The organism is Sphingomonas sp. 77B (assembly GCF_056497825.1).
The window spans coordinates 2097522-2123315 of sequence record NZ_JBWMBY010000001.1; the positions used below are offsets into that span (position 1 = coordinate 2097522).

The window sequence follows — 25794 nt, forward strand, 5'->3', positions numbered from 1 at the left end:
CGGCACGGAGCTGCGGAATTGTTGAGGTGCGCCTTGAAGTCCGTCCCGGGACCACGCGGATGTTCTATGCGGGAGATCCTCAACCCGGTAGAGGGAAAAGCGACCTGGCATGCCTTGCGAATTGGCAGCGGAAGAATGCAACGCGACTTAACTTAGCGGCAGAATGGTTTGCCTATGACTACGGCCCTCGACCGACCGTCGAATGATCGTCTTCCACCCATAGCCGTCGGGCCGCTCACGCCCATTTCCAGTCGTAGCGATCTACCAGTATAAAGGCGTTGTAGCGGGACAGGAGTCTTGAGTATGACAGTGTTAAACGCAATCGGCTTAGCCGTTATTGTCGCGCTGCTGCTGGCCGATTTCCTGTTCTATCGCTTGATGATCCGCGCACTTGTCAGGCTGATTGATCGCTTACCACCTTTTCGACTCGGCGGGCGCTATCGCTCTCAGTCGACGCCTGAAAAGTATGCCTCGTTTCGCAAACCATGGAACGGCAGCTAACCACCCAAAGTGGACATTTGGTTCATCCCACAACCCCGTTCAGCCTGAGCGAAGTCGAAGGCCACGGGACGACGCTCGCGGCATAGGTTCGGAGCGTGCACTTCGACTTCGCTCAGTGCGAACGGAGGTGGGGAGGCGCGGCGAACGGACGGTGGGGAGCGAGGCGAACGGACGGTGGGGAGCGAGGCGAACGGAAGGAAGGCTTACCCCCCTCACACCAACGCGTTCACCGCCTCCATGAACCGCATCAGGCTGATCGGCTTGGACACATAGGAATCCGCCCCCGCCGCGCGGATGCGGTCTTCGTCGTCGCGGCCCGCATAGGCGGTCACCGCCATCACCGGGATGCGGCGCAGTTCCTCGTCGGCCTTCAGTTCCAGGATCAACTCATAGCCGGTCACATGCGGCATCTGGATGTCCATGATGATCAGGTCGGGCTGCACCTCCCGCGCGCGCGCCACCGCTTCGCGCCCGTCGCGCACCGGCTCGGCGATGAAGCCGTGCACGCGCAACAGGTCGCAGAAGAGTTTCAGATTGAGTTCGTTGTCCTCGACAACGAGCACCTTTCTTGTCACGCGGTCTCCACCATTACGACGGACACGATAGGCAATGCCCCGACCGGATACAATCGAGCCCGAAATGGCTCTGGCATTACAGGCGCTCGTCTGGACGCTGCAAAGCCCGTCGCGCGCCGAGCGGCTGCTGGCGCTGACCGGGCTGTCGGTCGAGGAACTGCGCGGCGGGGCGGGCGAGCCCGGCGTGCTGGCCGCGATCCTGTCCTTCCTGGAGGGGCATGAGGCCGACCTGATCGAATGCGCCGATTCGCTGGGCGTCCGCCCCGAGGCGCTGGTCGCGGCGCGTCGCACGCTGGAGGCCGTATGAAGCCGCTGCTGATCTGCGACTGCGACGAGGTGCTCGTCCACATGGTCCGCCATTTCCGCGACTGGCTGGGCGAGGCGCATGACATGGACTTCGCGCTCGACCGTCATGATTTCTTCGGCGCGGTGACGAGGCGCGACGGCGGCCCCGCCCCGACGCAAGCGGAGGCCTGGGACCTGCTGCACGGATTCTTCCCTGGCCAGATGGACCGCCAGACGCTGGTGCCGCACGCCGCCGAGGCGCTGGCCGCGCTGGCGGACCAGGCCGATATCGTCATCCTGACCAACTTGATCGAGGAATGCCGCACGCCCCGCATCGAGCAGCTGGCACGCTTCGGCATTCATCACCGGGTCCAGTGCAATACGGGGCCCAAGGGTGCGCCGGTCGCCAAGCTGGTCGCCGAGCATGGCAACCCCGTTACCGTCTTCGTCGACGATCTGGCCCAGCATCATGCCTCGGTTGCCGAACAGGCGCCGCAGGTCCACCGGCTGCACATGGTGTCCGAACCCGAAATGGCCCCGCACGTCGCCCCCGCGCCCGAGGCGCATGCCCGGATCGACGACTGGCGACAGGCACAGGCCTGGATCGCCGCCCGCTTCGCCGAGGGGTTGCCCGCGACGGCTTGACCTGAACGGGGCGGGCGCGCCATGTCTCGCCCCATGACCACGCATATCGATCGCGCGCTCGAGCAGCTCGGCCTCACCCTGCCGGAGGCTGCCGCCCCCGTCGCCGCCTATGTCCCCGTCGTCGAGGCGGGCGGGCTTCTCCACATTTCGGGCCAGCTGCCCTTCATCGATGGCCAGCTCGTCACCGGGCGGCTGGGCGAGGGCGTCTCGCTGGAAGACGGGCAGAAGGCGGCGCAGGCGTGCGGCCTGATGCTGGTCGCGCAGATCAAGAAATATCTGGGCGGCGACCTGTCGCGCGTGAAGCGCATCGTGAAGCTGGGCGTGTTCGTCAATTCGGCTGGCGACTTCACCGACCAGCCCAAGGTTGCGAACGGTGCGTCGGAGCTGATGGTGTCGCTGTTCGGCGACGCAGGCCGTCATGCGCGGTCGGCGGTCGGCGTGCCGGTGCTGCCGCTAGGCGCGGCGGTCGAGGTGGATGCGATCGTCCAGTTGGGGTGATCGGGTGCGGGCCGTGAGTGCATAGCTCGTGGCCTGCCCTCCCCCATCCCCTCCCGCTTGCGGGAGGGGCGTGTTGTTTTGCGGACGTGGGACTCCAGCACTGGCCTCGAGCCGCTCCCCTCCCGCAAGCGGGAGGGGATGGGGGAGGGCCCTCGCCACAAGCGAACCGCCGCCCCCTTGTCCCACCCCACCCCACACCGCATATCCCCCAGCGATGACTACCGCCGTCGCGCGTATCCTGTCCGGCGCAACCGCCCTGTCCCCCGACCAGTGGGACGCCTGCGCAGGCACGGCCAATCCCTTCATATCCCACGCCTTCCTGACCGCGCTGGAAACGTCGCACAGCGTCGGCGGCCGCTCCGGCTGGACGCCCGCGCCGATCGTCATCGACGGCCCTGACGGACAGCCCGCCGCGATCGCGCCCGCCTATCTCAAGGCGCATAGCCAGGGTGAATATGTCTTCGACCATGGCTGGGCCGATGCCTGGGAGCGGGCGGGCGGGCGCTATTACCCCAAGCTCCAGATCGCCGCGCCCTTTTCGCCCGTCCCCGGTCCCCGGCTGCTGCTGCGCGACCCCGCGCTTGCGCCCGCGCTGATCGCCGCGATCGAGGCGGTGACCGACCAGAACGAGCTGTCCTCCGCGCATGTCACCTTCGTCGCCCCCGATCAGCTGCCCTATTTCGAGGCGGCGGGCTGGCTGATCCGCGAAGGCGTACAGTTTCACTGGCGCAATGACGGCTATCGCAGCTTCAACGACTTTCTGGACGCGCTCGCCAGCCGAAAGCGCAAGGCGATCCGCAAGGAGCGCGCCGCCGCCGTCGAGGGGCTGACTATCCGCCACCTGACCGGCAATCAGATCCGCCCCGAGCATTGGGACGCCTTCTGGATCTTCTATCAGGATACGGGCAGCCGCAAATGGGGCCAGCCCTATCTGACCCGCGCCGCCTTCGACCGGATCGGTGAGCGACTGGGCGACAAGGTGCTGCTGATCCTGGCGGAACGCGACGGGGTGCCGATCGCGGGCGCGCTCAACCTGATCGGCGAGGACACGCTCTATGGCCGCTATTGGGGTGCGGTCGAGGAGGTGCCCTTCCTCCATTTCGAACTCTGCTATTATCAGGCGATCGACGCCGCCATCGCGCGCGGGCTGTCGACGGTCGAGGCGGGGGCGCAGGGCGAGCACAAGCTGGCGCGCGGATACGCCCCCGTGCCGACCTGGTCGGCGCATTACATCCCCCACCCCGCCTTCCGCCGCGCCGTCGCCGAATTCGTGGAACGCGAACGTCAGGCGATCGAGGCGGAAAGCGAATATCTGGGCGAGTTGACCCCCTTCCGCCGGGGGTGAGACGTCGGGCAGGATGAAATTGCCTTCGATCAAGGCACGCCCCTCCCCTTCAGGGGAGGGGAGCGTTTCATGTTTTAACTGTCGTCCTTGTCGGGCGTCGCCTTGCGCCGCGCGGGTGCCCGCTTGTCCTCATCGGGCGAGGGACGGCTGAGCAGTTCGTATGCCGCCGGGTCGATGATCGGGCGGCGATCGTCGATCCGATAGAGCACGCTGTCGCCCTCGCGCCAGATCGGCGTCAGGCCGCGCGTCAACGCCTCGTCATAGCGCGGCGCATGGACCAGCCAGACATAGTCGAACGCATCGCGCGGCAGCAGCTTCAACGCGGTGTCGACCGGCCGCCACCATTGCCCGCGACAGCGCCGCTGGGTCACGATCTCCGACGGGTCGTGCGCGAACCGCTTGGCGGGGGCGTAGCGCACGGTCAGCAGCTGTCCGCCCGCCATCGACCATTGGTCATTGGCGTAGGCGAGCTTGCGCTCCAGTGCGAGGCCCGCGACATGCTCCAACCGGCTCGACGGCCAGACGTCGGCGCAATATTGGCGCCCCACAAAGGTCAGCAACCGCGCGCGCGGCGGGACATGGTCGAGCGCGCTCAGCACCCGGTCATAGTCGTTGCTGTACATCACATAGCTGACCGTGGTCGCGCCGATCCGCACGACGAAGAACAGCAGTCCCACGATCGCCAGCGTCGAAGCACCCCGCAGCGACAGCCCGCGCCGGGGACGCAGCGCGATCAGCGCGATGGCCAGCACATAGGGGGCCAGCCGCATATCGGCATAGGCCGAGCCGAAGACGACGCGCGGCAGCAGCAGATAGACGACGAACAGGAACGCCGCCGACAGCACCAGATTGCGCGAATATTCGACCCGCTCGTCGCGCACGCCCTTGAGCAGGACGAGGAACAGCACCGTGACCGAGGCGAGGTCGAACGCCATCCAGCGATCGCGCAGCACCATCGTCACCCAGTTGATCTTCCAGCGCCAGTTGAACCAGTCGCCGGTCTTGCCGGTCACGTCCGCGCCCGAACGCCACAGCACCATCAGGACCATGGGCAGCGCCAGCGGGATACAGCCCAGCCCGGCATGGAAGGCCGACTCGGCCCAGCCGCGCACCCCGTGCGCGCCCTTGGCGCGGCGGATGTCGTGCTGGCGGATCAGCTCGGCGGAGAAGGCCAGAACGCCCAGCACGCCCCAGCCGAAGGTATGTGCGACCCACAGGATGCAGGACAGCGGCACGAACAGGATCGCCCGCGCCTTGACCGCCCCCAGCCGCCCCATGCGCAGCCACAGCGCGAACAGGTTCAACGCCAGCGCCATCGCCAGCGCGAAGTTCACGAAACCGAATTGGAAGGGATAGCTATAGGCCAGCGGCAGCGCGAACAGCGCGGTCGCCGGAATCCGCCCCTGCACCTCGCGCGCGATCCACAGCAGGCCGGTGACGGTCAGGACCGGGATCGCGATGACGATCAGCTTGACCGCGAGTTCGAGCCCGAAGATCGGCGCCAGCGGCTCGATCAGCAGGTCGATGCCCAGATTGCCGATCATCTGCCATTCGAAGCGATACCACTGCGCCAGCCAGGGCTGATGCGCATATTCCAGCTGGACGCGGTAGCGCCCCATGTGCCCCGGCAGGTCGACCAGCGGCGGCACGGTGGGCCAGAGCAGCGGCACGGCGGCGAGCAGCGCCATCGCCGCAACGAACCACCGCGTCTGCCACCAGTTGAGCTTTCCCCCATTCATGCCGGTCGGCCTAGCGGATCGAAGGGGGCTTGGACAAGACGAACGCGCGTTGCCGTGCGGCGAGTTGTTGGGGGTTCGGCGACGGTGTTCGCCCGTCCCGCCCTCCGTTCAGCCTGAGCGAAGTCGAAGGCCACACTTTGCCTGAGCGACGGGGCGTGCGCTTCGACATCGCTCAGCGTGAACGGATGTGGGGAATGGGTCACCCGCTTCGTCCGGGATTCCAGCCACAAAAAAGGGGCGGACAGGTCCCCCCATCCGCCCCCCTTCCGTTCCGAACCCGGATCAGATCTGGTCGCGACGGCCCAGCAGGCGCAGGCGCAGCGCGTTGAGCTTGATGAAGCCCGCCGCGTCGCGCTGGTCATAGGCGCCCTGATCGTCCTCGAAGGTGACGACCTTTTCCGAATAGAGCGAATAGGGCGACTTGCGGCCCGTCACGATCGCCTGGCCCTTGTACAGTTTCAGGCGGACGGTGCCGGTCACCTTCTCCTGGCTGTAGTTGACGGCGGCCTGCAGCATCTCGCGCTCGGGCGAGAACCAGAAGCCGTTATAGACCAGCTCGGCATAGCGCGGCGCCAGTTCGTCCTTCAGATGCGCGGCACCCCGGTCGAGCGTGATCTGCTCGATACCGCGATGCGCCAGCGCATAGATGGTGCCGCCCGGCGTCTCGTACATGCCGCGGCTCTTCATGCCGACAAAGCGGTTCTCGACCAGGTCGAGGCGGCCGATGCCGTGCTTGCGGCCCAGCTCGTTGAGCTTGGTCAGCAGGGTCGCGGGCGAGCACGCCTCGCCGTTCAGCGCCACGCCGTCGCCGCGCTCGAAATCGATGGTGATCGTCTCGGGCTGGTCCGGCGCGTCTTCCGGATTGACGGTACGCGAATAGACGTAATCGGGGACCTCATCCCACGGATCCTCCAGCACCTTGCCCTCGGACGAGGTGTGCAGCAGGTTCGCGTCGGTCGAGAAGGGCGCCTCGCCGCGCTTGTCCTTCGACACCGGGATCTGGTGCGCCTCGGCGAACTCGATCAGCTTGGTGCGGCTGGTCAGGTCCCATTCGCGCCACGGTGCGATGACCTTGATGTCCGGGTTCAGCGCGTAATAGCCGAGCTCGAAGCGGACCTGGTCGTTGCCCTTGCCGGTCGCGCCGTGGCTGACCGCGTCGGCGTTGACCATCTTGGCGATCTCGATCTGGCGCTTGGCGATCAGCGGCCGCGCGATCGAGGTGCCGAGCAGGTACAGCCCCTCGTACAGCGCGTTGGCGCGCATCATCGGGAACACGTAATCCTTGACGAACTCCTCGCGCAGATCGTCGATGAAGATGTGTTCGGGCTTCACGCCCGCCATCTCGGCCTTCTTGCGCGCGGGCTCCAGCTCTTCGCCCTGGCCCAGATCGGCGGTGAAGGTCACGACCTCGCAGCCATAATGCTGCTGCAGCCACTTGAGGATGACGCTGGTGTCGAGGCCGCCCGAATAGGCGAGGACGACGCGCTTGATATCTTCGCTCACGGCAAAGTCCTTCAAGGATAGGGGATGGATTTGCCTCGCGCCCTATGCGCTGCGGCCCTCCTACGCAACCTCGGGTTCGGCTTGTTCCCCTACTCGTTCATTGCGCGGACAGCCAAAGACCGTCAGGAGCAGCCGTGATGTCCCGTTCTGGAGTCTCGTGCATGACCCGTTTCCCCGTCGCCGGTGCGATTGCCGGTCTGATCGCCGCCACGCTGTCCGTGCCCGCGCTGGCGCAGCAGGACACCCGCGCCTCGGCCGCCGCCAAATTCTCGCGCGAGTTCAAGGCGCGCGACACCAATCACGACGGCGTGCTGACCAAGGCCGAGGTGAAGGCCGCGATCATGAAGATGGGCAACGGCAAGAAGCAGATCGACCCTGTCCATGCCCAGCGCCTGACCGACCTGTGGTTCGACAAGGCCGATGCCAACAAGGACGGCAAGGTGACCGAAGCCGAGGCGCAGGCGCTGCTGTCGCGCACCTTCGACGAATATGAAGCGGCCCGCGCGGCGCAGGCGCAGGCGGCGGGTCCGGTCGCCGGGCCGAAGGGGCGGTAAGGGGCGCGCGCCCTCCCGATCACCAACCTTCCCCAACCTCTGCTCCGCCTATCCCCCACCTCCGTTCGCACTGAGTGAAGTCGAAGTGCACGCCCAGCGCGTTGCCGCCATGTGAGCCCCATGGCCTTCGACTTCGCTCGGGCTGAACGGAGGTGGGTGCTTCATCTCCCACTAGACCGTGATGACGTTGCGTTGAGCCAAGGCGAGCCCCTCCCCTTCAGGGGAGGGGTTGGGGTGGGGCCTCGCCACGGGCTGCACGCTTGCGGAGGCGCCCCACCCCCGGCCCCTCCCCTGAAGGGGAGGGGTGAGTTCATCTCATGTCATCATGCTCTAAACGGAGACTGGCCCTTCCCTCCCACCCACAAAAAAAAGGCCCGGTGCGTTGCCGCACCGGGCTTAGGTCGTCCGCAGGAGGAACGTCGTGGGGTGCGAGGGTTCTTGGCGCCCCCCGCTCCCGATCAGTTGTAGGCGCGCTCGCCGTGCTCGCCGAGGTCGAGGCCTTCCTGCTCGACTTCCTTCGAGACCCGCAGGCCGGTCAAGGCCTTGGCGACGAACATCGCGATGACGGTGCCGATGGTGGCCCAGACGATCGTGGTGGCGACCGCACCGAGCTGGACCAGCAGCTTCGAGCCGATGGCATAGTCCGCCGCACCCGGGCCACCCAGCGACGGGGCATAGACCACCGCGGTGCCGATCGCGCCGATCATACCGCCGATGCCATGAACCCCGAAGGCGTCGAGCGCATCGTCATAGCCGAGCTTGGGCTTCAGGACGGACACCGCATAGAAGCAGACCACGCTGGCGATGGCGCCCAGCACGATCGCACCGAACGGGCCCGAATTGCCCGCCGCCGGGGTGACCGCGACCAGCCCGGCAACGATGCCCGAGCAGAAGCCCAGCGCCGAACCCTTGTGGCCCGCAACCCGCTCGGCCAGCATCCAGACCAGGCCACCGGCGGCGGTCGCGACGAAGGTGTTGATCATCGCCAGACCCGCCGAGCCATTGGCCTCCAGCGCCGAACCGGCGTTGAAGCCGAACCAACCCACCCAGAGCAGGCCGGTGCCCACGCCCGTCAGCGTCAGCGAGTGCGGCGGCATCGGGGTCGTCGGATAGCCCATGCGCTTGCCCAGGATGAGTGCTGCGACCAGCGCCGAGACACCGGCGTTGATGTGCACCACGGTGCCGCCCGCGAAATCGAGCGCGCCCGCCTTGAAGAACAGGCCCGAGGACGCCCACACCATGTGCGCGATCGGGAAATAGACGATGGTCAGCCAAACCGCGGTGAAGGCCATGACCGCCGAGAACTTCATCCGCTCGACGACCGAGCCCAGCACCAACGCGGCGGTAATCGCGGCGAAGGTCATCTGGAAACAGATGAAGACATATTCGGGAATCTCGACGCCCGCGGTGAAGGTCGCCGCCTGGCTGGCGGGCGTGACGCCCTTCAGGAACGCCTTGCCCAGCCCGGAGATGAAGTTGGACGCGCCCCCCGACACGTCCGGCCCGAAGGCCAGGCTATAGCCGTACATCACCCAGATCAGCATCGCGAGGCACGCGGCCGCGCCGATCTGCGTCATGGTGGACAGCATGTTCTTCGCGCGGGTCAGACCGCCATAGAACAGCGCCAGGCCCGGCAGGATCATCATCATGACCAGCACGGTCGAGGTGAGCATCCAGGCGGTGTCGCCCTTGTTCACCGTCGCGGCGGGCGCGGCGGTGGCGGGCGACTGGAGCGCGGCGGCATCCTGCGCCCAGGCGGGCAGCGCGACGAACAGCGCCAGGCCCAGGCCCGCCGCACCGCTCGCCATCTTGGTGATGTGCTTCATCGAAATCCCCCCTTGCTCAGAGCGCCGATTCATCGGTCTCGCCGGTGCGGATCCGCACGGCCTGGCCGACATCGAGCATGAAGATCTTGCCGTCGCCGATCGCGCCGGTGTTGGCGGCGGACTGGATCGATTCGACGACGCGGTCGGCGATCTCGGACGCGCAGACGACCTCGATCTTGATCTTGGGCACCATGTTGGTGCTGTATTCGGCCCCACGATAGATTTCGGTCTGGCCCTTCTGCCGCCCGAACCCCTTCACCTCGGTGACCGTCATACCCGCCACGCCGAGCGTGGTGAGCGCTTCGCGCACCTCGTCCAGCTTGAACGGCTTGATGATAGCGATGATCAGCTTCACCTACGCCCCCTTTGCGATACTCGGGGAAAAGCATCGCAAGGGGTGTGCCAGTTTACGTTTTTGTGAATTTTACGGGGTTAGGATGGTGCGGCGCGGCATGAGTCACGCGGCACTCTGCATCAATTTTTGGGCATTCGGGCGGATATGCCCAATTTTCGGGCAAACCTCTTTCCTCCCCTGCAAGGGGAGGTGGCAGCACGCAGCGCTGACGGAGGGGGCGTGCCGCACCGGACGTCCTTTGCGGCCGCTCCCCTCCACCACCGCTTCGCGGCGGTCCCCCTCCCCGTGCCGGGGAGGATTTTTACGCCGCCAGCGCCGTCCCGCCGACGGTCAGCCCCTCGACCAGCAGCGTCGGCTGACCCACACCGGCAGGCACGCTCTGCCCGCCCTTGCCGCACACGCCGATGCCCTCGTCGAGCGCGAAGTCGTTGCCGATCCCCGTCACCTTGGTCAGCACGCTCGGCCCGTCGCCGATCAGCGTCGCGCCCTTGATCGGCGCGCCCAGCTTGCCGTTCTCGATCCGATAGGCCTCGGTGCAGGAGAAGACGAACTTGCCCGACACGATGTCGACCTGCCCGCCGCCGAACGACTTGGCGAAGATGCCGTTCTTAACCCGCGACAACAGTTCGGCGGGATCGTCCTGACCGCCCTTCATGAAGGTGTTGGTCATGCGCGGCATCGGCGCGTGGGCAAAGCTCTCGCGGCGGCCATTGCCGGTCGGCGCGACGCCCATCAGCCGCGCGTTCAAACGGTCCTGCATATAGCCCTTGAGGATACCATCCTCGATCAGCACGACCTCGCGCGTCGGCGTGCCTTCGTCGTCGATCGACAGCGAACCGCGCCGGTCGGCAAGGCTGCCGTCATCGACCACCGTGACGCCGGGCGCCGCGACCCGCTCGCCGATGCGGCCCGAAAAGGCCGAAGTGCCCTTGCGGTTGAAGTCCCCCTCAAGCCCGTGACCGATCGCCTCATGCAGCAGCACGCCCGGCCAGCCCGGCCCCAGCAGCACGGTCATCTCGCCCGCAGGGGCCGCCACCGAGTCGAGATTGACCAGCGCCTGTTGGAGCGCGACGTCGATGCCGCGCTCCCACGTCTCGCGCGCGACCAGCCGGTCGTAGAGGTAACGCCCACCGATGCCGAAGCTGCCCGTCTCGCGCCGCCCATTCTGCTCGACCACGATCGAGATGTTCAGTCGGACGAGCGGGCGGACATCGGTGGCGACGAAGCCGTCGGCGCGGACGATCTCGACCACGCTCCAGCTACCCGACAGGCCGACCGACACCTGCACCACGCGCGGATCGCGCGCGCGCGCGGCGGCGTCGATCGTCTGGCAAAGCAACACCTTCTCGGCAAAGGGGATCAGGTCGAGCGGATCGGTCGCGGTATAGAGATGCCGGTTGGTCCCCTGCGGCGGCGGGGCGGCGGCGCCCTTGGCCGGATCGATCAGCGCCATGGTCTGCGCGGCGCGCTGGATCGCGGCCTCGGACAATTCGTTGGCATGCGCAAAGGCCGTCATCTCGCCCGACACCGCGCGCAGGCCAAAGCCGGAGTGCGTGTCGTAGCTGGCTGTCTTCAGCCGCCCGTCGTCAAAGCCGAATGCCTCGGAGCGCTTATATTGCAGGTAGAGTTCGCCATCATCGGCGCGCGACAGGGCGCTGGCGGTCAGGCGCAGCGCGGCGTCGGGGTCCAGCGTGTCGCGGTAGAGGAACGAGCGGGGGTCGGTGGCGGTCATCTCGGGGATATAGGGCATCCCTCACCGCTTTAAAACTATGCGCCTCGCCACGTCTTCTCCCCTCCCGCAGGCGGGAGGGGTCGGGGGAGGGCATGGAGTCTCACCGAGACCATCGCCTGTGGCCTGCCCTCCCCCATCCCCTCCCGTTTACGGGAGGGGCGTGAGTCTCATTCGCGTGAAGGGTTAGCGCCCAGCACCATCGCCATGGTCGTGCAACGCCGCCTGATCCGCACCGTCCGCCGCGCCGCCGATCAGCACGAAGCGGCGATCGCAGTATCCGCAATCGACATAGCCGGTCTCGTCGATCTGCAACCACACGCGCGGATGGCCGAGGGCGGCGCCGCCGGGGATGTCGGTGGCACCGTCGCAAGCGACGCGGGTCTGGGTGACGCGGGTGGTTTCGGGCGGCGGCAACATAGTCCCGCGCGATAGCAAGGCGCGTAGCCCTGCGCAATTCCCGAAAACCGGCTTGGCCTGTCCCCTTCGCGGGCCTATCTCGGGGTCCATGACCGCCAGCACCGAAGCCGCCATCTCGATCCGGGGTATCGCCAAGACCTATCAGGGCGGCAAGCGCGCGCTCGACGGGGTCAGTTTCGACGTGCCGCGCGGGCAGATTTTCGGCCTGCTGGGGCCGAACGGCGCGGGCAAGTCGACGCTGATCAACATCTTGGCGGGCCTCGTCATGAAGACCGAAGGATCGGCGTCGATCTGGGGCTTCGACATCGACCAGCATCCGCGCAACGCCAAGGCGTCGATCGGCATCGTCAACCAGGAGATCCTGTTCGACCCCTTTTTCACGCCGCTGGAGACGCTGGAGATCCAGGGCGGCCTCTATGGCGTGCCCAAGGCGCAGCGGCGTTCGATGGAACTGCTGCGCGCGGTGCATCTGGAGGACAAGGCGAACGCCTATTCGCGCACCCTGTCGGGCGGCATGAAGCGCCGCCTGATGGTCGCCAAGGCGATGGTCCATTCGCCGCCCGTGCTGGTGCTCGACGAGCCGACCGCGGGCGTCGATATCGAGCTTCGCCAGCAGCTCTGGGCCTATGTCCGCCAGTTGAACGAACAGGGCGTCACGGTGGTACTGACGACGCACTATCTGGAGGAAGCCGAGGAGCTGTGCGACCGGATCGCGATCATCAACCATGGTCGCCTGGTCGCCAATGAGCCGACCCGCGAACTGGTCGGCAAGGCGCAGGAAAAGATCGTCGCGGTGACCGTCGACCGCGATGTCGCCTCGGTCCCCGACCATGCCAGCTTCGGCAAGATCGTGCTGAAGGGCGGCCGGACGCTGGAAATCACCTATGCCAAGGACAGGGTGAATGCCGGCCAGGTGCTCGCGGCGGTCCAGGCGGACGGATACGGCATCGTCGACGTCTCGACCAAGGAAGCCGATCTGGAGGACGTGTTCCTGTCGCTGACGCGGAGTGCATGATCCGATTTCCTCCCCTGCAAGAGCAGGTGGCAGGGCGAAGCCTGACGGAGGGGTGTCCCGCTCTCGATAGGGTGACACCCCTCCGACGCGCGGTGCGCGCCACCTCCCCTTGCAGGGGAGGAATATTCTTTAGCTCATCCGGCCCGCGCCAGATCGGGGAAGCCCGCCCGGAAGCCCGCGACCTTGGGCTTGTCCCAGCGCACGATATAGGGGTGCATCGGGTTGCGGTCGTAAAAGTCCTGATGCTCGGCCTCGGCCGGGAAGAAGCCGCCCTGCTCGATCCGGGTGGTGATCGGCTTGGGAAAGGCATGGGCGCGGGTCAGCTGGGCGATATAGTCGCGCGCCACCTTGGCCTGTTCGGGCGACTGGGCGAAGATCGCCGAGCGATAGCTGGGGCCGCGATCGGGCCCCTGGCCGCCAACCTGGGTCGGGTCGTGCGCGATCGCGAAATAGACACGCAGCAACGTGGCGTAGGACAGCTTCGTGGGATCATAGGTGATGCGGATCGCCTCGGCATGGCCGGTTCGCTCGGTGGAGACGGCGGCGTAATTCGCATCCTCGCGGCGACCGCCCGCATAACCCGCCGTCACCGAGCGCACGCCCTTCACCCGCTGAAACACCGCTTCCATGCCCCAGAAACAGCCGCCAGCGAGCACGGCCACCTGAGGGCGGGGCGTCGCGGGTACGTCGACCGTCGCCCTGGGCAACGGCACGGCGCGCTCGGCGCTGGCGGGAAGCGAGGACAAGGCGACCGCTCCGAATGCGGTCGCGGCCATGGCGATGCAGAGGGTGTTACGCATCGTTGGGATATGGGGTGTTTTTGGAGTTCGGCTAGGGGCGAATGCTGAAGCGTGGGCTTCGACTTCGACGCTGCGCGCCGAAGTTTATCCTGAGCGGCTGGCTTGCCAGCCAGCCGAAGGGCTCAGCCTGAACGGCTGCTTTTGAAAGCCTTTCCTCCCTCCGCTCCGTTCAGCCTGAGCGAAGTCGAAGGCCACGGGAATCCCCCCGCCGGGGAACCCTTTAGCGAACCGCCTCGACCGGAGCCGAACCGTAACGGCTGGGTGCTTCCGCCGGGTGAAGGACCACGAGACCCAGGGCGCCAAGCGCAAATCCGCCGGCGAACTGCCATACGAAGCTGGACTTGAGGAGGGCACGCATCGTTCACTTCACCTGTCTAAACGGGTCGCTCCCCGGTCGGGTCAGCGATCATCCGGGCGCCATCTGGTCGATCGACGCCGTTCCGACAATGGCGTTTATAGAAAAGCTGCATTAACGGCACGTGGACGTGTCGTTCATGCCACAGTTAAGCCATATTGCTGCGGCGCATATAAGCCCATGAAAAAGCCAGTCGATCCGGTATGTTGGCCGGATCGACTGGCTTTCGCGCCGCAGCAGCGGCCCATTATTTCAGGGCGGCGCAGGCCGTCTGGATGCGCGTGCACGCCTCGCGCAGCAGCGCGTCGGAGGTCGCATAGCTGATTCGCATCGCGGGCGAGAGGCCGAAGGCCGCACCCTGCACCGCCGCGACCTTGGCGTCGTCGAGCAGATAGCCGACAAAGGCCTCGTCGCTGTCGATCAGACGGCCAGACGGCGTGGTCTTGCCGATCAGCGGTGCGAATGACGGATAGACATAGAAGGCGCCCTCCGGCGTCGGGCAGGTCATGCCGTCGATCTCGTTCAGCATCGACACCACCATGTCGCGCCGCGCCTGGAAGGCCTGGTTCCGCTCCGCCAGGAAGCTCTGGTCGCCGGTCAGCGCGGCGGTCGCCGCCGCCTGCGCCACCGAACAGGGGTTGGACGTCGACTGCGACTGGAGCTTGGCGATCGCCTTGATGAGCCAGGGCGCGCCGCCCGCATAGCCGATGCGCCAGCCGGTCATCGCATAGGCCTTGGAGCAGCCGTTCACGGTCAGCGTGCGCTCGTACAGGTCCGGGCAGACCTGCGCGATGGTCGCGAAGCGGAAGCCGTCATAGACGATATGCTCGTACATATCGTCGGCGAAGACCCAGACATGCGGGTGGCGCAGGATCACCTCGCCCAGCGCCTTCAGCTCGTCGGCGGTGTAGCCCGCGCCCGTCGGGTTGGACGGCGAGTTGAGGATGACCCACTTGGTCTTCGGCGTGATCGCCGCGTCGAGCGCCTCGGGGGTCAGCTTGTAACCCTGTTCCGGCCCGGCCTTCACGATCACCGGCACGCCGCCCGCGAACTGGACGACATCGGGATAGCTGACCCAGTAAGGCGCCGGGATCACCACCTCGTCCCCTGCGTCGATCGTCGCGACCATCGCGTTGAACAGGGTGTGCTTGCCGCCGACATTCACGCTGATCTGATCGGCCTTGTAGGTCAGGCCGTTGTCGCGCGCGAACTTGGCCGCGATCGCCGCCTTCAGCTCGGGCGTGCCGTCGACATTGGTATATTTGGTCTTGCCGTCGCGGATCGCCTGGATCGCGGCCTCTTTCACGAAGTCCGGCGTGTCGAAATCGGGCTCACCCGCCCCCAGCCCGATCACGTCGACACCGGCGCGCTTCAGCTCCATCACGCGGCTGGTGATGGCGAGCGTGGGGGACGGGCTGATACGGCCGAGCGCGGCGGAGGGCTGCATGAAACGGAACCTTTGCGACAGGAGATTGCGGGCGCGCCTTAGCCCGCCACCCCCTCAATCCGCAACCATCTCCGCACGAAACAATCCGCGAAGCGCATTGCCAAGCAAGAATCCGTCCCGAAGGTCGGCGCGGGTGAGCTTTCCTTCGATCGCCCGCCCCGTCTCGATCAAATGGCCGCGCAGCACGCCGGGTAGCAGCCCCAGCGTCAGCGGCGGCGTCACCAGGACATCCCCGCGCGGCACGAACAGCGAGGTATAGCTGCCCTCGGTCAGCAGGCCGTCGGGGGTTTCGAACACCACCTCGCCGGTCTCCGCGGCATGGCGCGCGGCATCGTAAAAGCCGCGTGCGCTGGTTTTGTGCCGCAGCCGCAGGTCGAGCGGCGCGACGGGCAGCGGCACGACCCGCACCGGCATCACGCCGTCGAAGCGCGCGGGCGCGAGGCCGACCTCGACCACCAATGCGCCGCTGCGCGCGAGCAGCAGCCGGACGCGCCGCGCATCGCGCAGACGGAAGGTCGCCGCCTGCAACTCGTTACGCGCATCATGCCGGTTGAAGGTGAAGCCCAGCGCACCGGCACTCGCCTTCATCCGCGCCAGATGTGCTTCCAGATGCTGGATGCCCTCGATCGGGTCGAAGGCCATGGTCTCGATCAGGTCGAAATCGGGACGCCCCCCGGCTAGGAATGCCGCCTTGGCCAGACACTCGTCCCATTCGTCCGCCGCCACCGAGTCGGCGACCACGCCCGAGCCGATACCCAGCGTCGCGTGGGCAGCGCCTTCGGGCCAGACGAGCGTGCGGATCGCGACGTTGAACATTGCATCGCCATTCGCGTCGAGCCGCCCGATCGCGCCGGTATAAAGGCCGCGCGGCGAATCCTCGATCTCGGTGATCGCCTGCATCGCGCGGATCTTGGGCGCGCCGGTGATCGACCCGCAGGGGAAGATCGCCGCCAGCACGTCCAGCGCATCGCGCCCCTCGGCCAGGTCGGCGGTGACGGTCGACACCATCTGATGCACCGTCGGATAGGGTTCGACCGCGAACAACTCGGGGACCGCGACGCTGCCTGCCCGCGCGACCCGCGACAGGTCGTTGCGCATCAGGTCGACGATCATCAGATTTTCGGCGCGCTGCTTGGGATCGTCGTGCAGGGCTTTTGCCGCACGCGCATCGGCGGCGGGATCGTCCTCGCGCCGCGCGGTGCCCTTCATCGGCCGAGCGGTCAGTTTCCCCCCGTCCAGCGCAAAGAACAGCTCGGGCGACAGCGACAAGATCGTCGCGTCCCCGGTCGCGACCACCGCGCCCCAGCCCGCCCGCGACCGGGCGCGCAGGCCCGCATACAGCGCCAGCGGATCGCCCAGCACCGGCGCGGTCGCGCGAAAGGTCTGGTTGACCTGATACAGGTCGCCCGCCGCGATCAGTGCCTGGACCGCCGCGAACTGCTCGGCATGGCGGGTGGCGTCCAGCTCGGGCACCATATCGCCGACCCAGCCGCCCGCCGGATCGGGGAGCAGCGCGTCGGGATCGACCGTCTCATACCCCTCGAACAGGCCGAACCACAAAAGCGGGCCATCAGTTGCGTGGGCGATCGCGCGGGCGCGCACGCCCGGCTCGAACGCCGCACCCGCCTCATAGGCCAGATATCCGACCGCCTCGAGCCCGCGTCCCCTGGCGGCACGCAAGGCATCGAGCGCCGCCGGAACCTCGTCGATCCGCTGCGCGGTGACGATGCCGACCGGCCGTGTGTAGAGACGCGCTGCTGCTCCCCCGTCACGGGCATCGTCGAGCAGGACGAAAGGAGGGATGGGCCGTGACATGGAATGACGATCCATGCACGGCGCGTGGGGCCACATGCAAGTATCGATTGGCCCCGGCCGTCACAGCCCTTATCGCCGGGTCATGACGACTGCCTCTCAAAACCCTCCGCTGCGCGCCGCCATCGTGCCCGTCACCCCGCTGCAGCAGAATTGCTCGATCGTGTGGTGCATCGCGACGATGAAGGCCGCGGTGGTCGATCCGGGCGGCGACCTGCCGCGCATCCATGACGCCATCGCCAAGACCGGCGTGACGGTCGAGAAGATCCTGCTGACCCATGGCCATATCGATCATGCGGGCGGGGCCAAGGCGCTGGCCGATGCCTTGTCGGTGCCGGTCGAGGGGCCGCAGGAAGAGGATCGTTTCTGGCTGGCGCGGCTGGATGAAGACGGTCAGGCCTATGGTATTCCGGCGCAGGTGCTGGAGCCGACGCGCTGGCTGTCCGAAGGCGACACGGTGACGATCGGCGATCTGACCCTGGATGTCTACGAGACACCGGGTCATACGCGCGGCCATGTCATCTTCCACCATGCGCCCTCGAAATTCGCGCTGGTCGGCGACGTGCTGTTCCAGGGCTCGGTCGGGCGCTCCGACCTGCCGGGCGGGGATCACAACACGCTGATCCGCTCGATCGTCGAGAAGCTGTGGCCGCTGGGGAACGAGACCGCCTTCATTCCGGGGCACGGCCAGCCCAGCACCTTCGGGCATGAGCGGCAGAGCAATGCGTTCGTGGCGGATCGGGTTCTGGGTTTGGGGTGAGGTTGGGGGCGTTGGCTTCGACTTCGCCCAGCCTGAACGGAATTTGAGGGCAAGCTCCTTTCCCTCCCTCCGTTCAGCCTGAGCGCAGTCGAAGGCCAAGGGAATCACCTACGTTCCGCCGCACTCTCGCTACGAATCGCCTTGAACTCGGAACCCGCGCGCCATTCCGGCCAATCGCGGGACGACGCCAGGTCGCGCCCGATTCCGTACAGCAGCCCAACATCCGCCGCCGCCCCGCGCAGGTCCCACCTCGCGTCCCACGCGTCGCAGGTCTGGTGGTAACAGCGCATATAGTCGTCCAGCCACTTCTGCCCCGCCGGACGCCCGCCCGCGACCAGATCGGGCGCGCCGCTGATCGCCATCAGCAGCAGCGTCGGCACGCCGCGCCGCGCGACCGAGAAGTGATCGGCGCGATAGAAGAGCCCCCGCTCGGGCAGCGCTTCGGGCGTCACCGTGCGGCCCTGCGCGGCGGCGGCGGCCTTCAGCCGGTCTTCCAGATCGTTCTGCCCGTCACCGACCAGCATCACGTCCTTGGCCGGTCCCGCCGTCTGGAGGATGTCGAGCGTCAGGTTCGCGACCGTCTTGGCCAGCGGATAGACCGGCTTCACCGCATAGGTCTCCGACCCCAGCAGCCCGCGCTCCTCGCCGGTCCATAGCGCGAAGACCAGGCTGCGGTCGGTCTGCGGCGCCGCCTTGAACGCGCGCGCCAGTTCCAGCACGCCCGCGACGCCCAGCGCGTCGTCATTGGCGCCGGGACGGATCACCCGGCCCTGCGAATCGGGCGCGCCCTTGCCATAGGCGTCCCAATGCGCGCCGAACATCACGACCTCATCGGGGTGCGTTTTGCCCGGCAGCTTGGCCAGCACGTTGCGGCTCTCCGCGCGCACCGTCTTCACCGACAGGTCGGCGGAAAAGGCCTGTCCCTTCAATTCCACCGGCCGGAAATCGGCGCGACGCGCGGCCTTGCGCTGTTCGCCCAGGTCCAGCCCTCCGGCGGCGAACAGCTTGCTCGCCGCCTCACCCGACAGCCAGCCCTGGAGCAGCACCCGCGAGGTCGGATCGGCGCGGACGATATCGTAATTCTCGCCCGCCGGAGCCGTCACCGTCGCCCAGCCATAGCCAGCCCCCGGCGTGTCGTGGACGATCAGCGCGCCGATCGCGCCCTGCCGCGCGGCTTCCTCGAACTTATAGGTCCAGCGACCATAATAGGTCATGCGTCGGTCGCCGAACTTGCCCTTGGCATCGTCGCCCGCCACCGCCTCGAAATCGGGATCGTTGACCAGGAAGACGGCGATCTTGCCCTTCAGGTCGACGCCCTTGAAGTCGTCCCAGCCGCGCTCGGGCGCGTGGACGCCGTAACCGACGAACACCATCGGCGCGTCCTTGATCGCCACCCGGTCGACGGGCCGCACGGTCGAGACATAGACACCCTGCCCCTGCACCAGCGGCATCGCGCCCGCCTGCATCGTCCCCTGCCCGATCTGGGTGCGGATCAGCGGCACGGCTTGCGTCCATTGCCCGTTCGGGCCGCCGGGTTGCAGGCCCATCGCCTTGAACTGCGCGACCAGCCAGTCGACGGTCTTCGCTTCGCCCGGCGTGCCCGGGGCGCGGCCTTCGAAGGCATCGGAGGCCAGCGTCTTCACATCGGCGGACAGCCGCTGCGGCGAAATGGGGTCTGGCGCGGCGGCGGTCAGGGTCAGCGCCGCAAGACCGATCAGGGGCAGGCGAATCATCAGCGGTCGATCCTTACGACGGTGGTGGAAGGGCTTGGAACGGCCTGAGTCGCATAGACGATCCCGATTCCCCATCCCGCGAGCAACGCCAGGATGGCCCAGGTGCCGATCGCACCGCCCGCGCGACCGATATTCGGCGCGGGCCGCATCATGCCCCAGCCATGGCCGATCCGCGCGACGATGAAGGCGCCACCCAGCACCCACAGCCAGAAGGCCGATCCGCCGCCCAACTCGATCAACCCCATCAGGATCAGGACGAAGGGCGCATATTCGACGAAGTTCGCCTGGGCGCGCATTCCGGCCACGAGTCGCGAATCACCGCCGTCACCGATCATCACCTTGCCCCGGACCCGCCCGAGCACGATTCGCAAGGCGAGCCACAAATTGACGATGGCGGCCGCCGCCGCGATGCTGAGCGTAACCGGCAGGACCATAAATGCCGTCTTTCCTGTAAATTGCCTGATGCCGGGGAGTGCCATTTGGCGCCCATGCTTGCAACATCGGCAAAACTCGCTATAGGCGCGGGGCTTCGCGATGCGTCCGGCTGGGTGCTCACGCGGCCGGGTCGTCGATCCGGGCGCGCAATGGGTGCTGATCGTGGCGTATTCCACCCATTGTTCGATTGATAAGGTGCCGCAATGGCCGTCCCCAAGAGAAAGACTTCGCCCTCCAAGCGCGGCATGCGCCGTGGCCACGACTCGCTGACGGTCGCGGCATTCCAGGAATGCCCGAACTGCGGCGAGCTGAAGCGTCCGCACAACCTGTGCACCGCCTGCGGCCATTACAACGGCCGTGAGGTCGTGTCGGTCGAGGGCTGATCCCCTCTACCTTCACCTGAACGACCGTTAGAGGATACCCATGGCCGATAACGCCTGGATCGCCGTCGATGCGATGGGCGGCGACGACGGGCTGGCCGTGATGCTCGCCGGTGTTGCGCGCGCGCGACGCCGCTTTGAGGGCATGCGGTTCTTCCTGGTCGGGGACGAGGCGCAGATTGCGGAGGGGCTGAAGTCCCATCCCAATCTGTCCGCCGCGTCCGAAATCGTCCACGCGCCCGAGATCGTCGGTTCGAGCGAAAAGCCGAGCCAGGCGATCCGGCGTGCGCGCGTCACGTCGATGGGCATCGCCATCGACCTGGTGAAGCAGCGTCGCGCCGCCGCCATGGTGTCGTCCGGAAATACCGGCGCGCTGATGGCGATGGCCAAGCTGTCGCTTCGCACCCTGCCCGGCATCGACCGGCCTGCCCTCGCGGCCCCGCTGCCGACGCTGGGCGACAATGACGTCGTCATGCTCGACCTCGGCGCCAATACCGAGTGCGATGCGCGCAACCTCGTCCAGTTCGCCGTGATGGGCGCGGCCTATGCCCGCGTCCTGCTGGAACTCGACAATCCGCGCGTCGCGCTGCTCAACATCGGGTCCGAGGACCAGAAGGGCACCGACGAGATTCGCGACGCCGCCGCCGTGCTGCGTGGCCAGAATCACCTTCCGCTGAACTTCACCGGCTTTATCGAGGGCAACCAGCTGGCCCGTGGTGAGGTCGACGTGATCGTGTGCGACGGCTTTGCCGGGAACATCGCGCTCAAGACCGCCGAGGGCACGGCGCGTTTCGTCGGCGACCTGCTGAAGCGTGCCTTCCGCTCCTCGACCCGCTCGAAGATCGGCTTCCTGATCTCGCGCCCGGCCACCCAGCTGCTGCGCGACCATCTCGACCCCAACAACCACAATGGCGCGGTATTCCTGGGCCTGAACGGTGTGGTGGTGAAAAGCCATGGCAGCGCCAACGAACTGGGCGTCGCCACCGCGATCGGCAATGCGGCCAAGATGGTGCGCGCCGACCTGACCCGGCGTATCGCCGAGGATCTCCTGAATTTCGAGGACGCCGCATGATTCGTTCGATCGTCAAGGGTACGGGTTCGGCACTTCCAACCCGGCGGGTGTCGAACGAAGAACTGGCGAGGCAAGTCGACACCTCCGACGAGTGGATCGTCGAGCGAACCGGCATCCGCTTCCGCCATATTGCGGGCCCCGAGGAGACGACCGCGACGCTGGCCGCCGACGCCGCCAAGGCCGCGATCGCCGCCGCCGGGCTGTCGGCGCAGGACATCGACCTGATCGTGCTGGCGACCGCCACCCCGGACCAGACCTTCCCCGCCACCGCCACCAAGGTCCAGGCGATGCTGGGCATCAACGACTGCGTCGCGTTCGACGTGGCCGCCGTCTGCTCGGGCTTTCTCTATGCCGTGCAGGTTGCCGATGCGATGCTGCGCTCGGGCGTGCAGCGCCGTGCGCTGGTGATTGGTGCGGAGACCTTCAGCCGCATCCTCGATTGGGAGGATCGCACCACCTGCGTCCTGTTCGGCGACGGTGCGGGTGCGATGGTGCTCGAAGCGCGCGAAAGTGATGACGCGGGCGGGCGCGGCATCCTGGCCACCAAGCTGCACGCCGATGGCCGCCACAACGGCCTGCTCTATGTCGATGGCGGTGTCTCGACCACCGGCACGGTCGGCAAGCTGCGCATGAAGGGCCGCGAAGTCTTCCGTCACGCCGTCGTCAACCTGGCGCAGGTGATGGAGGAATCGCTGGGCCTGGCGGGGCTGAGCGCGGCCGATGTCGACTGGGTCGTGCCGCACCAGGCCAATGCCCGCATCCTCGATGCCACCGCGCGCAAGCTGAACCTTCCGGCCGAAAAGGTGGTCGTCACCGTCGATCGCCATGCCAATACCTCGGCGGCCTCGGTTCCCCTCGCGCTCGACACCGCCGTGCGGGACGGTCGCATCAAGCAGGACGACATCATCGTCCTGGAAGCGATGGGCGGCGGCTTTACCTGGGGCGCCGCGGTGATCCGATTCTGAGCAATCGTTTTACATTAACCGAGATAAATCCCTTTCGGTCCAATCGATCCGTATGATACGCGCTTATAACGACGCCGTTATCACGACACCATTGGGGGATGGATAATGACCAACGCTGGATCTTTGACCCGTGCTGACCTGGCCGAATCGCTGCATCATGAAGTGGGACTGTCCCGCGCCGATTCGGCCGAAGTGGTCGAGCAGATTCTCGTCGAGATGTGCGAGGCACTGTCGCGCGGCGAGAACGTCAAGATTTCCGGGTTCGGAACCTTCGTGCTGCGTGACAAGGGCGAGCGGATCGGCCGCAACCCCAAGACCGGGGTGGAGGTGCCGATCGCACCGCGCCGCGTGCTGACCTTCCGCGCCAGCCAGATGATGCGCGATCGCATTGTCGCGGCGGGATAGACCCGAACGGCCCCTGGACGGCGGCAAGGCCGATGGTGCGCTGCGCACCATCGGGGAAGTGTCGCGCGAGACCGGGGTGGCCCAGCATGTCCTGCGCTATTGGGAAGGGCGCTTCCCGCAGCTGAAACCCGTCCAGCGGGCCGGAAATCGCCGCTATTACCGGCCCGAGGACATGGCGCTGATCCGACGCATCGACCAACTGCTCAACCAGCAGGGCTATACGATGCGCGGCGTGCAGCAGCTTCTGGAAGCCGAGTCGCGGGGGAAGGACGATCCCGCCGCGATCCTGCGCGCCATTCGTGATTCGCTGGCCGAGGGGCTGGCCTGGGACGACCGGGCCGAGCGGTAGGGTTATAGGACGTGGCCTTCGACTTCGCTCAGGCTGAACGGAATTTAGGGCTATGGTCCACTCCAAACAGCCGTTCAGCCTGAGCGAAGTCGAAGGTCACACCCCAACGCCCGCCAAACTTACGCAGGCTGAACCACTTCACCTAACAGCAAATCCCGGCACGCCCGGTTATAAGCGTGCGCCTTCCACCAGAACCAGCCGCCATTGCCGACGCCCCAGGCCGCAACGCCCAGCGCCGCCCAGGGCAGTCCCCGCGCCGCACGGCCGCCGCGTGCCGCCACCCGGCCCGCCGCCAGACCGCCCTTGCCGATCTTGCGCGCCGTCTTGGCCAGCCGCCCGGCCGCCTTGGCCTGCGACAGCAGCCCCGCACCGCCGCGCAGATCGCTGAACAGCGCGGCGGGGCCGACAAAGCCCTTGAGCTTGCCGACGATCTCCTGCGCCTCGATCGCCATGCCGGGTTCCAGCTGGCGACGCTGCGCGCCGGTCAGGCCATAGGCATCGCCGATGGCGTCGATCGTCTCGGCCAGGCTCTCGGTGCCGATGGTCAGCGCCTTGGCCCCGGCCTTCAGCGCGCGGCGGCGGATCAGCTTTTCATTGGCCTCGAAGGTCGCTTCGATCGTCGCGCGGTCCATGGCAAATCCCTGTTCGTTCATGGCTCCATGAAGCCGCGAAACGGCTCCTCGGTTCCGTCTCAGCGCTCGCGCGTCGCGAGGAAACGGACCTTGGGATAGCGGTCGGCGACATAGCCGACTTCCCAGGCGCTCTTGGCGAGGAAGACGGGATTGTCGTCGCGGTCCTTGGCCATGGCCGAACGGTTCAGGTCCATGAAGGCCTTCAGGTCCGCGGGGTCCTCGGCGGTGATCCACCGTGCGGTGTCGAATGGCGCAGGCTCCAGCCCGGCCGCGACCTTATACTCCGCATCCAGCCGCGACAGCAGCACGTCGAGCTGGAGCTGCCCGACGACGCCGATGATCCAGTTCGACCCGATCTCTGGGTAGAAGACCTGGGTCACACCCTCCTCGGCCATGTCGTCCAGCGCCTTGCGCAGCTGCTTGGTCTTGGTCGGATCCTTCAGCGCGACGCGGCGCAAGATTTCGGGCGCGAAATTGGGCAGGCCGGTGAAGCGGACGTCCGCCCGCTCCGACAGCGTATCGCCAACCCGCAACGTCCCGTGGTTGGGGATGCCGATGATATCGCCCGGAAACGCCTCGTCCGCGACTTCGCGATTTTGGGCGAAGAACAGGATGGGCGAGTGGACCGCGATCGGCTTGCCATGGCCCGTCGGGGTCAGCTTCATGCCCCGCTTGAACGTGCCCGAGCACAGCCGCATGAATGCGATCCGGTCGCGGTGCTGCGGGTCCATGTTCGCCTGCACCTTGAACACGAAGCCGGTGACTTCCTTGTTCTCCGGCGCGACGGGCGCGGGCTCGGCAGGCTGCGGGCGCGGGGGCGGCGCGTGGCGGCTGAGCGCGTCGATCAGCTCGGCGACGCCGAAGTCCTTCAACGCCGAGCCGAAATAGACCGGCGTCAGGTCGCCGTTGCGATAGGCTTCGCCATCGAACTGGGCGTACCCGGCCTGCGCCAGCTCCACCTCTTCAGCGATGTCGGCGGGCAGAGTCGGCGCATCGTCCACCTTGCCCAGGAAGGCGCGGCTGTCGCCCTCGGGGCGGCTGACCTTGCCGGTGGTCAGGTCTAGGATGCCCTCGAACAACCCGCCCATGCCGACCGGCCAGCTCATCGGTGCCACGTCGAGCGCCAGGATGTCGGCAATTTCGTCGAGCAGTTCGAAGGGCGGGCGTCCCTCGCGATCGACCTTGTTGACGAAGGTGATGATCGGCACCGAGCGCAGGCGGCAGACCTCGAACAGCTTGCGCGTCTGCGCCTCGATACCGCGCGCCGCGTCGATGACCATCACGGCCGAGTCAACCGCGGTCAGCGTGCGATACGTGTCCTCCGAGAAATCCTCGTGGCCCGGCGTATCGAGCAGGTTGAAGGTCACGCCGTCCTTCTCGAACGTCATCACCGAGGAGGTGACCGAAATGCCGCGCTGCTGCTCGATCTTCATCCAGTCCGAGCGCGCGCGCCGGTTCTGGCCGCGCGCCTTGACCTCACCCGCCAAATGAATCGCGCCGCCGAAGTACAACAGCTTTTCGGTCAGCGTCGTCTTACCGGCGTCAGGGTGCGAGATGATCGCGAAGGTACGGCGGGGGGAAGTCATGGGCGGCTCTGGATAGCAAAGGGTTTAGTGGCATCGATATGCCCGCCCCGTCAGCCGAACGGCGAGGGGATTG

At 66.8% G+C, this 25794-nt stretch carries 28 protein-coding genes; 13 read left to right on the forward strand and 15 right to left on the reverse strand.

All coding sequences use genetic code 11. The annotated features are described in order from the left end of the window. Nucleotides 1-303: 303 nt before the first annotated feature. On the forward strand, nt 304-501 hold the full coding sequence (locus tag AC1GI4_RS09835; RefSeq protein ID WP_153002916.1) for a hypothetical protein: 198 nt from the start codon (nt 304-306) through the stop codon (nt 499-501). A gap of 212 nt (nt 502-713) precedes the next feature. Here the strand turns inward: AC1GI4_RS09835 and AC1GI4_RS09840 are convergent, their stop codons facing one another. After that, nucleotides 714-1076 (reverse strand): response regulator, encoded by a 363-nt coding sequence (locus tag AC1GI4_RS09840; RefSeq protein ID WP_433909500.1) that lies wholly within the window; start codon nt 1074-1076, stop codon nt 714-716. 64 nt (nt 1077-1140) lie between these two features. Here AC1GI4_RS09840 and AC1GI4_RS09845 point away from each other — a divergent pair, with 64 nt between their 5' ends. The 4 genes from AC1GI4_RS09845 to AC1GI4_RS09860 all read left to right on the forward strand — a co-directional run bounded on the left by AC1GI4_RS09845 (nt 1141) and on the right by AC1GI4_RS09860 (nt 3849). Continuing rightward, nucleotides 1141-1383 (forward strand): DUF3572 family protein, encoded by a 243-nt coding sequence (locus AC1GI4_RS09845; RefSeq protein ID WP_433909499.1) that lies wholly within the window; start codon nt 1141-1143, stop codon nt 1381-1383. Beyond that, a complete protein-coding gene (locus AC1GI4_RS09850; RefSeq protein ID WP_479629378.1) occupies nt 1380-2006 on the forward strand; it encodes an HAD family hydrolase in 627 nt (208 codons plus the stop codon). Before AC1GI4_RS09845 ends, AC1GI4_RS09850 begins: the two co-directional genes overlap by 4 nt. A gap of 33 nt (nt 2007-2039) precedes the next feature. Beyond that, the gene (locus AC1GI4_RS09855; protein ID WP_479629379.1) at nt 2040-2504 is read left to right on the forward strand and encodes a RidA family protein; all 465 of its coding nucleotides are present in this window, start codon (nt 2040-2042) and stop codon (nt 2502-2504) included. 214 nt (nt 2505-2718) lie between these two features. Next, nucleotides 2719-3849 carry a GNAT family N-acetyltransferase gene (locus AC1GI4_RS09860; RefSeq protein WP_479629380.1) on the forward strand — a complete coding sequence of 377 codons (1131 nt, stop codon included), beginning with the start codon at nt 2719-2721 and terminating at the stop codon, nt 3847-3849. A 74-nt stretch (nt 3850-3923) separates the two neighbouring features. Here AC1GI4_RS09860 and AC1GI4_RS09865 read toward each other — a convergent pair whose 3' ends face one another. After that, nucleotides 3924-5588: a hypothetical protein gene (locus AC1GI4_RS09865; RefSeq protein WP_479629381.1), complete on the reverse strand. Its 1665-nt coding sequence runs from the start codon at nt 5586-5588 to the stop codon at nt 3924-3926. 282 nt (nt 5589-5870) lie between these two features. Then, nucleotides 5871-7091, reverse strand: a complete 1221-nt coding sequence (locus AC1GI4_RS09870) for an argininosuccinate synthase (RefSeq protein ID WP_058734783.1) — start codon at nt 7089-7091, stop codon at nt 5871-5873. 161 nt (nt 7092-7252) lie between these two features. Here AC1GI4_RS09870 and AC1GI4_RS09875 point away from each other — a divergent pair, with 161 nt between their 5' ends. After that, the gene (locus AC1GI4_RS09875; RefSeq protein ID WP_479629382.1) at nt 7253-7645 is read left to right on the forward strand and encodes an EF-hand domain-containing protein; all 393 of its coding nucleotides are present in this window, start codon (nt 7253-7255) and stop codon (nt 7643-7645) included. Nucleotides 7646-8103: 458 nt separating this feature from the next. On the opposite strand, the gene AC1GI4_RS09880 is transcribed toward AC1GI4_RS09875, so the two are convergent. The 4 genes from AC1GI4_RS09880 to AC1GI4_RS09895 all read right to left on the reverse strand — a co-directional run bounded on the left by AC1GI4_RS09880 (nt 8104) and on the right by AC1GI4_RS09895 (nt 11975). After that, nucleotides 8104-9471 carry an ammonium transporter gene (locus tag AC1GI4_RS09880; protein ID WP_479629383.1) on the reverse strand — a complete coding sequence of 456 codons (1368 nt, stop codon included), beginning with the start codon at nt 9469-9471 and terminating at the stop codon, nt 8104-8106. 16 nt (nt 9472-9487) lie between these two features. Next, nucleotides 9488-9826 (reverse strand): P-II family nitrogen regulator, encoded by a 339-nt coding sequence (locus AC1GI4_RS09885; RefSeq protein WP_294269641.1) that lies wholly within the window; start codon nt 9824-9826, stop codon nt 9488-9490. Nucleotides 9827-10127: 301 nt separating this feature from the next. After that, a complete protein-coding gene (gene tldD / locus AC1GI4_RS09890) occupies nt 10128-11558 on the reverse strand; it encodes a metalloprotease TldD (protein WP_479629384.1) in 1431 nt (476 codons plus the stop codon). Nucleotides 11559-11741: 183 nt separating this feature from the next. Further along, on the reverse strand, nt 11742-11975 hold the full coding sequence (locus AC1GI4_RS09895; protein ID WP_294269648.1) for a zinc-finger domain-containing protein: 234 nt from the start codon (nt 11973-11975) through the stop codon (nt 11742-11744). Between the two features lie 88 nt (nt 11976-12063). On the opposite strand from AC1GI4_RS09895, the gene AC1GI4_RS09900 reads away from it, so the two are divergent. Next, nucleotides 12064-12990 carry an ABC transporter ATP-binding protein gene (locus tag AC1GI4_RS09900; RefSeq protein WP_433909492.1) on the forward strand — a complete coding sequence of 309 codons (927 nt, stop codon included), beginning with the start codon at nt 12064-12066 and terminating at the stop codon, nt 12988-12990. A 134-nt stretch (nt 12991-13124) separates the two neighbouring features. On the opposite strand, the gene msrA is transcribed toward AC1GI4_RS09900, so the two are convergent. The 4 genes from msrA to pabB all read right to left on the reverse strand — a co-directional run bounded on the left by msrA (nt 13125) and on the right by pabB (nt 17407). Further along, nucleotides 13125-13766, reverse strand: coding sequence for a peptide-methionine (S)-S-oxide reductase MsrA (gene msrA, locus AC1GI4_RS09905; protein WP_479630386.1), 642 nt, complete (start codon nt 13764-13766; stop codon nt 13125-13127). A 244-nt stretch (nt 13767-14010) separates the two neighbouring features. Continuing rightward, nucleotides 14011-14148 (reverse strand): hypothetical protein, encoded by a 138-nt coding sequence (locus AC1GI4_RS09910; RefSeq protein ID WP_167345433.1) that lies wholly within the window; start codon nt 14146-14148, stop codon nt 14011-14013. 244 nt (nt 14149-14392) lie between these two features. After that, entirely contained in the window at nt 14393-15592 is a 1200-nt protein-coding gene (locus tag AC1GI4_RS09915; protein WP_433909491.1) for a pyridoxal phosphate-dependent aminotransferase, read from the reverse strand. A 54-nt stretch (nt 15593-15646) separates the two neighbouring features. Beyond that, nucleotides 15647-17407: an aminodeoxychorismate synthase component I gene (gene pabB, locus AC1GI4_RS09920; RefSeq protein ID WP_479629385.1), complete on the reverse strand. Its 1761-nt coding sequence runs from the start codon at nt 17405-17407 to the stop codon at nt 15647-15649. Nucleotides 17408-17489: 82 nt separating this feature from the next. On the opposite strand from pabB, the gene AC1GI4_RS09925 reads away from it, so the two are divergent. Continuing rightward, nucleotides 17490-18164 (forward strand): MBL fold metallo-hydrolase, encoded by a 675-nt coding sequence (locus tag AC1GI4_RS09925; RefSeq protein ID WP_479629386.1) that lies wholly within the window; start codon nt 17490-17492, stop codon nt 18162-18164. A gap of 104 nt (nt 18165-18268) precedes the next feature. Here AC1GI4_RS09925 and AC1GI4_RS09930 read toward each other — a convergent pair whose 3' ends face one another. Both AC1GI4_RS09930 and AC1GI4_RS09935 read right to left on the reverse strand, forming a co-directional pair. Further along, nucleotides 18269-19897, reverse strand: coding sequence for a M28 family metallopeptidase (locus tag AC1GI4_RS09930; protein WP_479629387.1), 1629 nt, complete (start codon nt 19895-19897; stop codon nt 18269-18271). Beyond that, nucleotides 19897-20331 carry an MAPEG family protein gene (locus AC1GI4_RS09935; protein ID WP_294272343.1) on the reverse strand — a complete coding sequence of 145 codons (435 nt, stop codon included), beginning with the start codon at nt 20329-20331 and terminating at the stop codon, nt 19897-19899. The genes AC1GI4_RS09930 and AC1GI4_RS09935 overlap by 1 nt, the downstream gene beginning before the upstream one ends. A 204-nt stretch (nt 20332-20535) precedes the next feature. Here AC1GI4_RS09935 and rpmF point away from each other — a divergent pair, with 204 nt between their 5' ends. The 5 genes from rpmF (at nt 20536) to AC1GI4_RS09960 (ending at nt 23503) form a co-directional block, all read left to right on the forward strand. Beyond that, entirely contained in the window at nt 20536-20715 is a 180-nt protein-coding gene (gene rpmF, locus AC1GI4_RS09940) for a 50S ribosomal protein L32 (protein WP_042488281.1), read from the forward strand. Nucleotides 20716-20755: 40 nt separating this feature from the next. Then, nucleotides 20756-21784 carry a phosphate acyltransferase PlsX gene (gene plsX, locus AC1GI4_RS09945; protein WP_042488279.1) on the forward strand — a complete coding sequence of 343 codons (1029 nt, stop codon included), beginning with the start codon at nt 20756-20758 and terminating at the stop codon, nt 21782-21784. Next, complete coding sequence (locus AC1GI4_RS09950) at nt 21781-22749, forward strand: beta-ketoacyl-ACP synthase III (protein WP_479629388.1); 969 nt, start codon at nt 21781-21783, stop codon at nt 22747-22749. The genes plsX and AC1GI4_RS09950 overlap by 4 nt, the downstream gene beginning before the upstream one ends. Before the next feature lie 105 nt (nt 22750-22854). Beyond that, on the forward strand, nt 22855-23154 hold the full coding sequence (locus AC1GI4_RS09955) for an integration host factor subunit alpha (protein ID WP_433909485.1): 300 nt from the start codon (nt 22855-22857) through the stop codon (nt 23152-23154). Next, nucleotides 23138-23503 carry a MerR family transcriptional regulator gene (locus AC1GI4_RS09960; RefSeq protein ID WP_479629389.1) on the forward strand — a complete coding sequence of 122 codons (366 nt, stop codon included), beginning with the start codon at nt 23138-23140 and terminating at the stop codon, nt 23501-23503. The genes AC1GI4_RS09955 and AC1GI4_RS09960 overlap by 17 nt, the downstream gene beginning before the upstream one ends. A gap of 119 nt (nt 23504-23622) precedes the next feature. Here AC1GI4_RS09960 and AC1GI4_RS09965 read toward each other — a convergent pair whose 3' ends face one another. Further along, nucleotides 23623-24156: a hypothetical protein gene (locus AC1GI4_RS09965; protein WP_479629390.1), complete on the reverse strand. Its 534-nt coding sequence runs from the start codon at nt 24154-24156 to the stop codon at nt 23623-23625. 38 nt (nt 24157-24194) lie between these two features. After that, on the reverse strand, nt 24195-25721 hold the full coding sequence (locus AC1GI4_RS09970; protein ID WP_479629391.1) for a peptide chain release factor 3: 1527 nt from the start codon (nt 25719-25721) through the stop codon (nt 24195-24197). Nucleotides 25722-25794 lie beyond the last annotated feature (73 nt).

Excerpts from the sequence above, each read along its gene's own strand:
- AC1GI4_RS09835 (WP_153002916.1), top strand. The coding sequence starts at position 304 with ATGACAGTGTTAAACGCAATCGGCTTAGCCGTTATTGTCGCGCTGCTG.
- AC1GI4_RS09845 (WP_433909499.1), top strand. The coding sequence starts at position 1,141 with ATGGCTCTGGCATTACAGGCGCTCGTCTGGACGCTGCAAAGCCCGTCG.
- AC1GI4_RS09850 (WP_479629378.1), top strand. The coding sequence starts at position 1,380 with ATGAAGCCGCTGCTGATCTGCGACTGCGACGAGGTGCTCGTCCACATG.
- AC1GI4_RS09855 (WP_479629379.1), top strand. The coding sequence starts at position 2,040 with ATGACCACGCATATCGATCGCGCGCTCGAGCAGCTCGGCCTCACCCTG.
- AC1GI4_RS09860 (WP_479629380.1), top strand. The coding sequence starts at position 2,719 with ATGACTACCGCCGTCGCGCGTATCCTGTCCGGCGCAACCGCCCTGTCC.
- AC1GI4_RS09865 (WP_479629381.1), bottom strand. The coding sequence starts at position 5,588 with ATGAATGGGGGAAAGCTCAACTGGTGGCAGACGCGGTGGTTCGTTGCG.
- AC1GI4_RS09875 (WP_479629382.1), top strand. The coding sequence starts at position 7,253 with ATGACCCGTTTCCCCGTCGCCGGTGCGATTGCCGGTCTGATCGCCGCC.
- AC1GI4_RS09880 (WP_479629383.1), bottom strand. The coding sequence starts at position 9,471 with ATGAAGCACATCACCAAGATGGCGAGCGGTGCGGCGGGCCTGGGCCTG.
- tldD (WP_479629384.1), bottom strand. The coding sequence starts at position 11,558 with ATGACCGCCACCGACCCCCGCTCGTTCCTCTACCGCGACACGCTGGAC.
- AC1GI4_RS09895 (WP_294269648.1), bottom strand. The coding sequence starts at position 11,975 with ATGTTGCCGCCGCCCGAAACCACCCGCGTCACCCAGACCCGCGTCGCT.
- AC1GI4_RS09900 (WP_433909492.1), top strand. The coding sequence starts at position 12,064 with ATGACCGCCAGCACCGAAGCCGCCATCTCGATCCGGGGTATCGCCAAG.
- msrA (WP_479630386.1), bottom strand. The coding sequence starts at position 13,766 with ATGGCCGCGACCGCATTCGGAGCGGTCGCCTTGTCCTCGCTTCCCGCC.
- AC1GI4_RS09910 (WP_167345433.1), bottom strand. The coding sequence starts at position 14,148 with ATGCGTGCCCTCCTCAAGTCCAGCTTCGTATGGCAGTTCGCCGGCGGA.
- AC1GI4_RS09915 (WP_433909491.1), bottom strand. The coding sequence starts at position 15,592 with ATGCAGCCCTCCGCCGCGCTCGGCCGTATCAGCCCGTCCCCCACGCTC.
- pabB (WP_479629385.1), bottom strand. The coding sequence starts at position 17,407 with ATGTCACGGCCCATCCCTCCTTTCGTCCTGCTCGACGATGCCCGTGAC.
- AC1GI4_RS09925 (WP_479629386.1), top strand. The coding sequence starts at position 17,490 with ATGACGACTGCCTCTCAAAACCCTCCGCTGCGCGCCGCCATCGTGCCC.
- AC1GI4_RS09930 (WP_479629387.1), bottom strand. The coding sequence starts at position 19,897 with ATGATTCGCCTGCCCCTGATCGGTCTTGCGGCGCTGACCCTGACCGCC.
- AC1GI4_RS09935 (WP_294272343.1), bottom strand. The coding sequence starts at position 20,331 with ATGGTCCTGCCGGTTACGCTCAGCATCGCGGCGGCGGCCGCCATCGTC.
- rpmF (WP_042488281.1), top strand. The coding sequence starts at position 20,536 with ATGGCCGTCCCCAAGAGAAAGACTTCGCCCTCCAAGCGCGGCATGCGC.
- plsX (WP_042488279.1), top strand. The coding sequence starts at position 20,756 with ATGGCCGATAACGCCTGGATCGCCGTCGATGCGATGGGCGGCGACGAC.
- AC1GI4_RS09950 (WP_479629388.1), top strand. The coding sequence starts at position 21,781 with ATGATTCGTTCGATCGTCAAGGGTACGGGTTCGGCACTTCCAACCCGG.
- AC1GI4_RS09955 (WP_433909485.1), top strand. The coding sequence starts at position 22,855 with ATGACCAACGCTGGATCTTTGACCCGTGCTGACCTGGCCGAATCGCTG.
- AC1GI4_RS09965 (WP_479629390.1), bottom strand. The coding sequence starts at position 24,156 with ATGAACGAACAGGGATTTGCCATGGACCGCGCGACGATCGAAGCGACC.
- AC1GI4_RS09970 (WP_479629391.1), bottom strand. The coding sequence starts at position 25,721 with ATGACTTCCCCCCGCCGTACCTTCGCGATCATCTCGCACCCTGACGCC.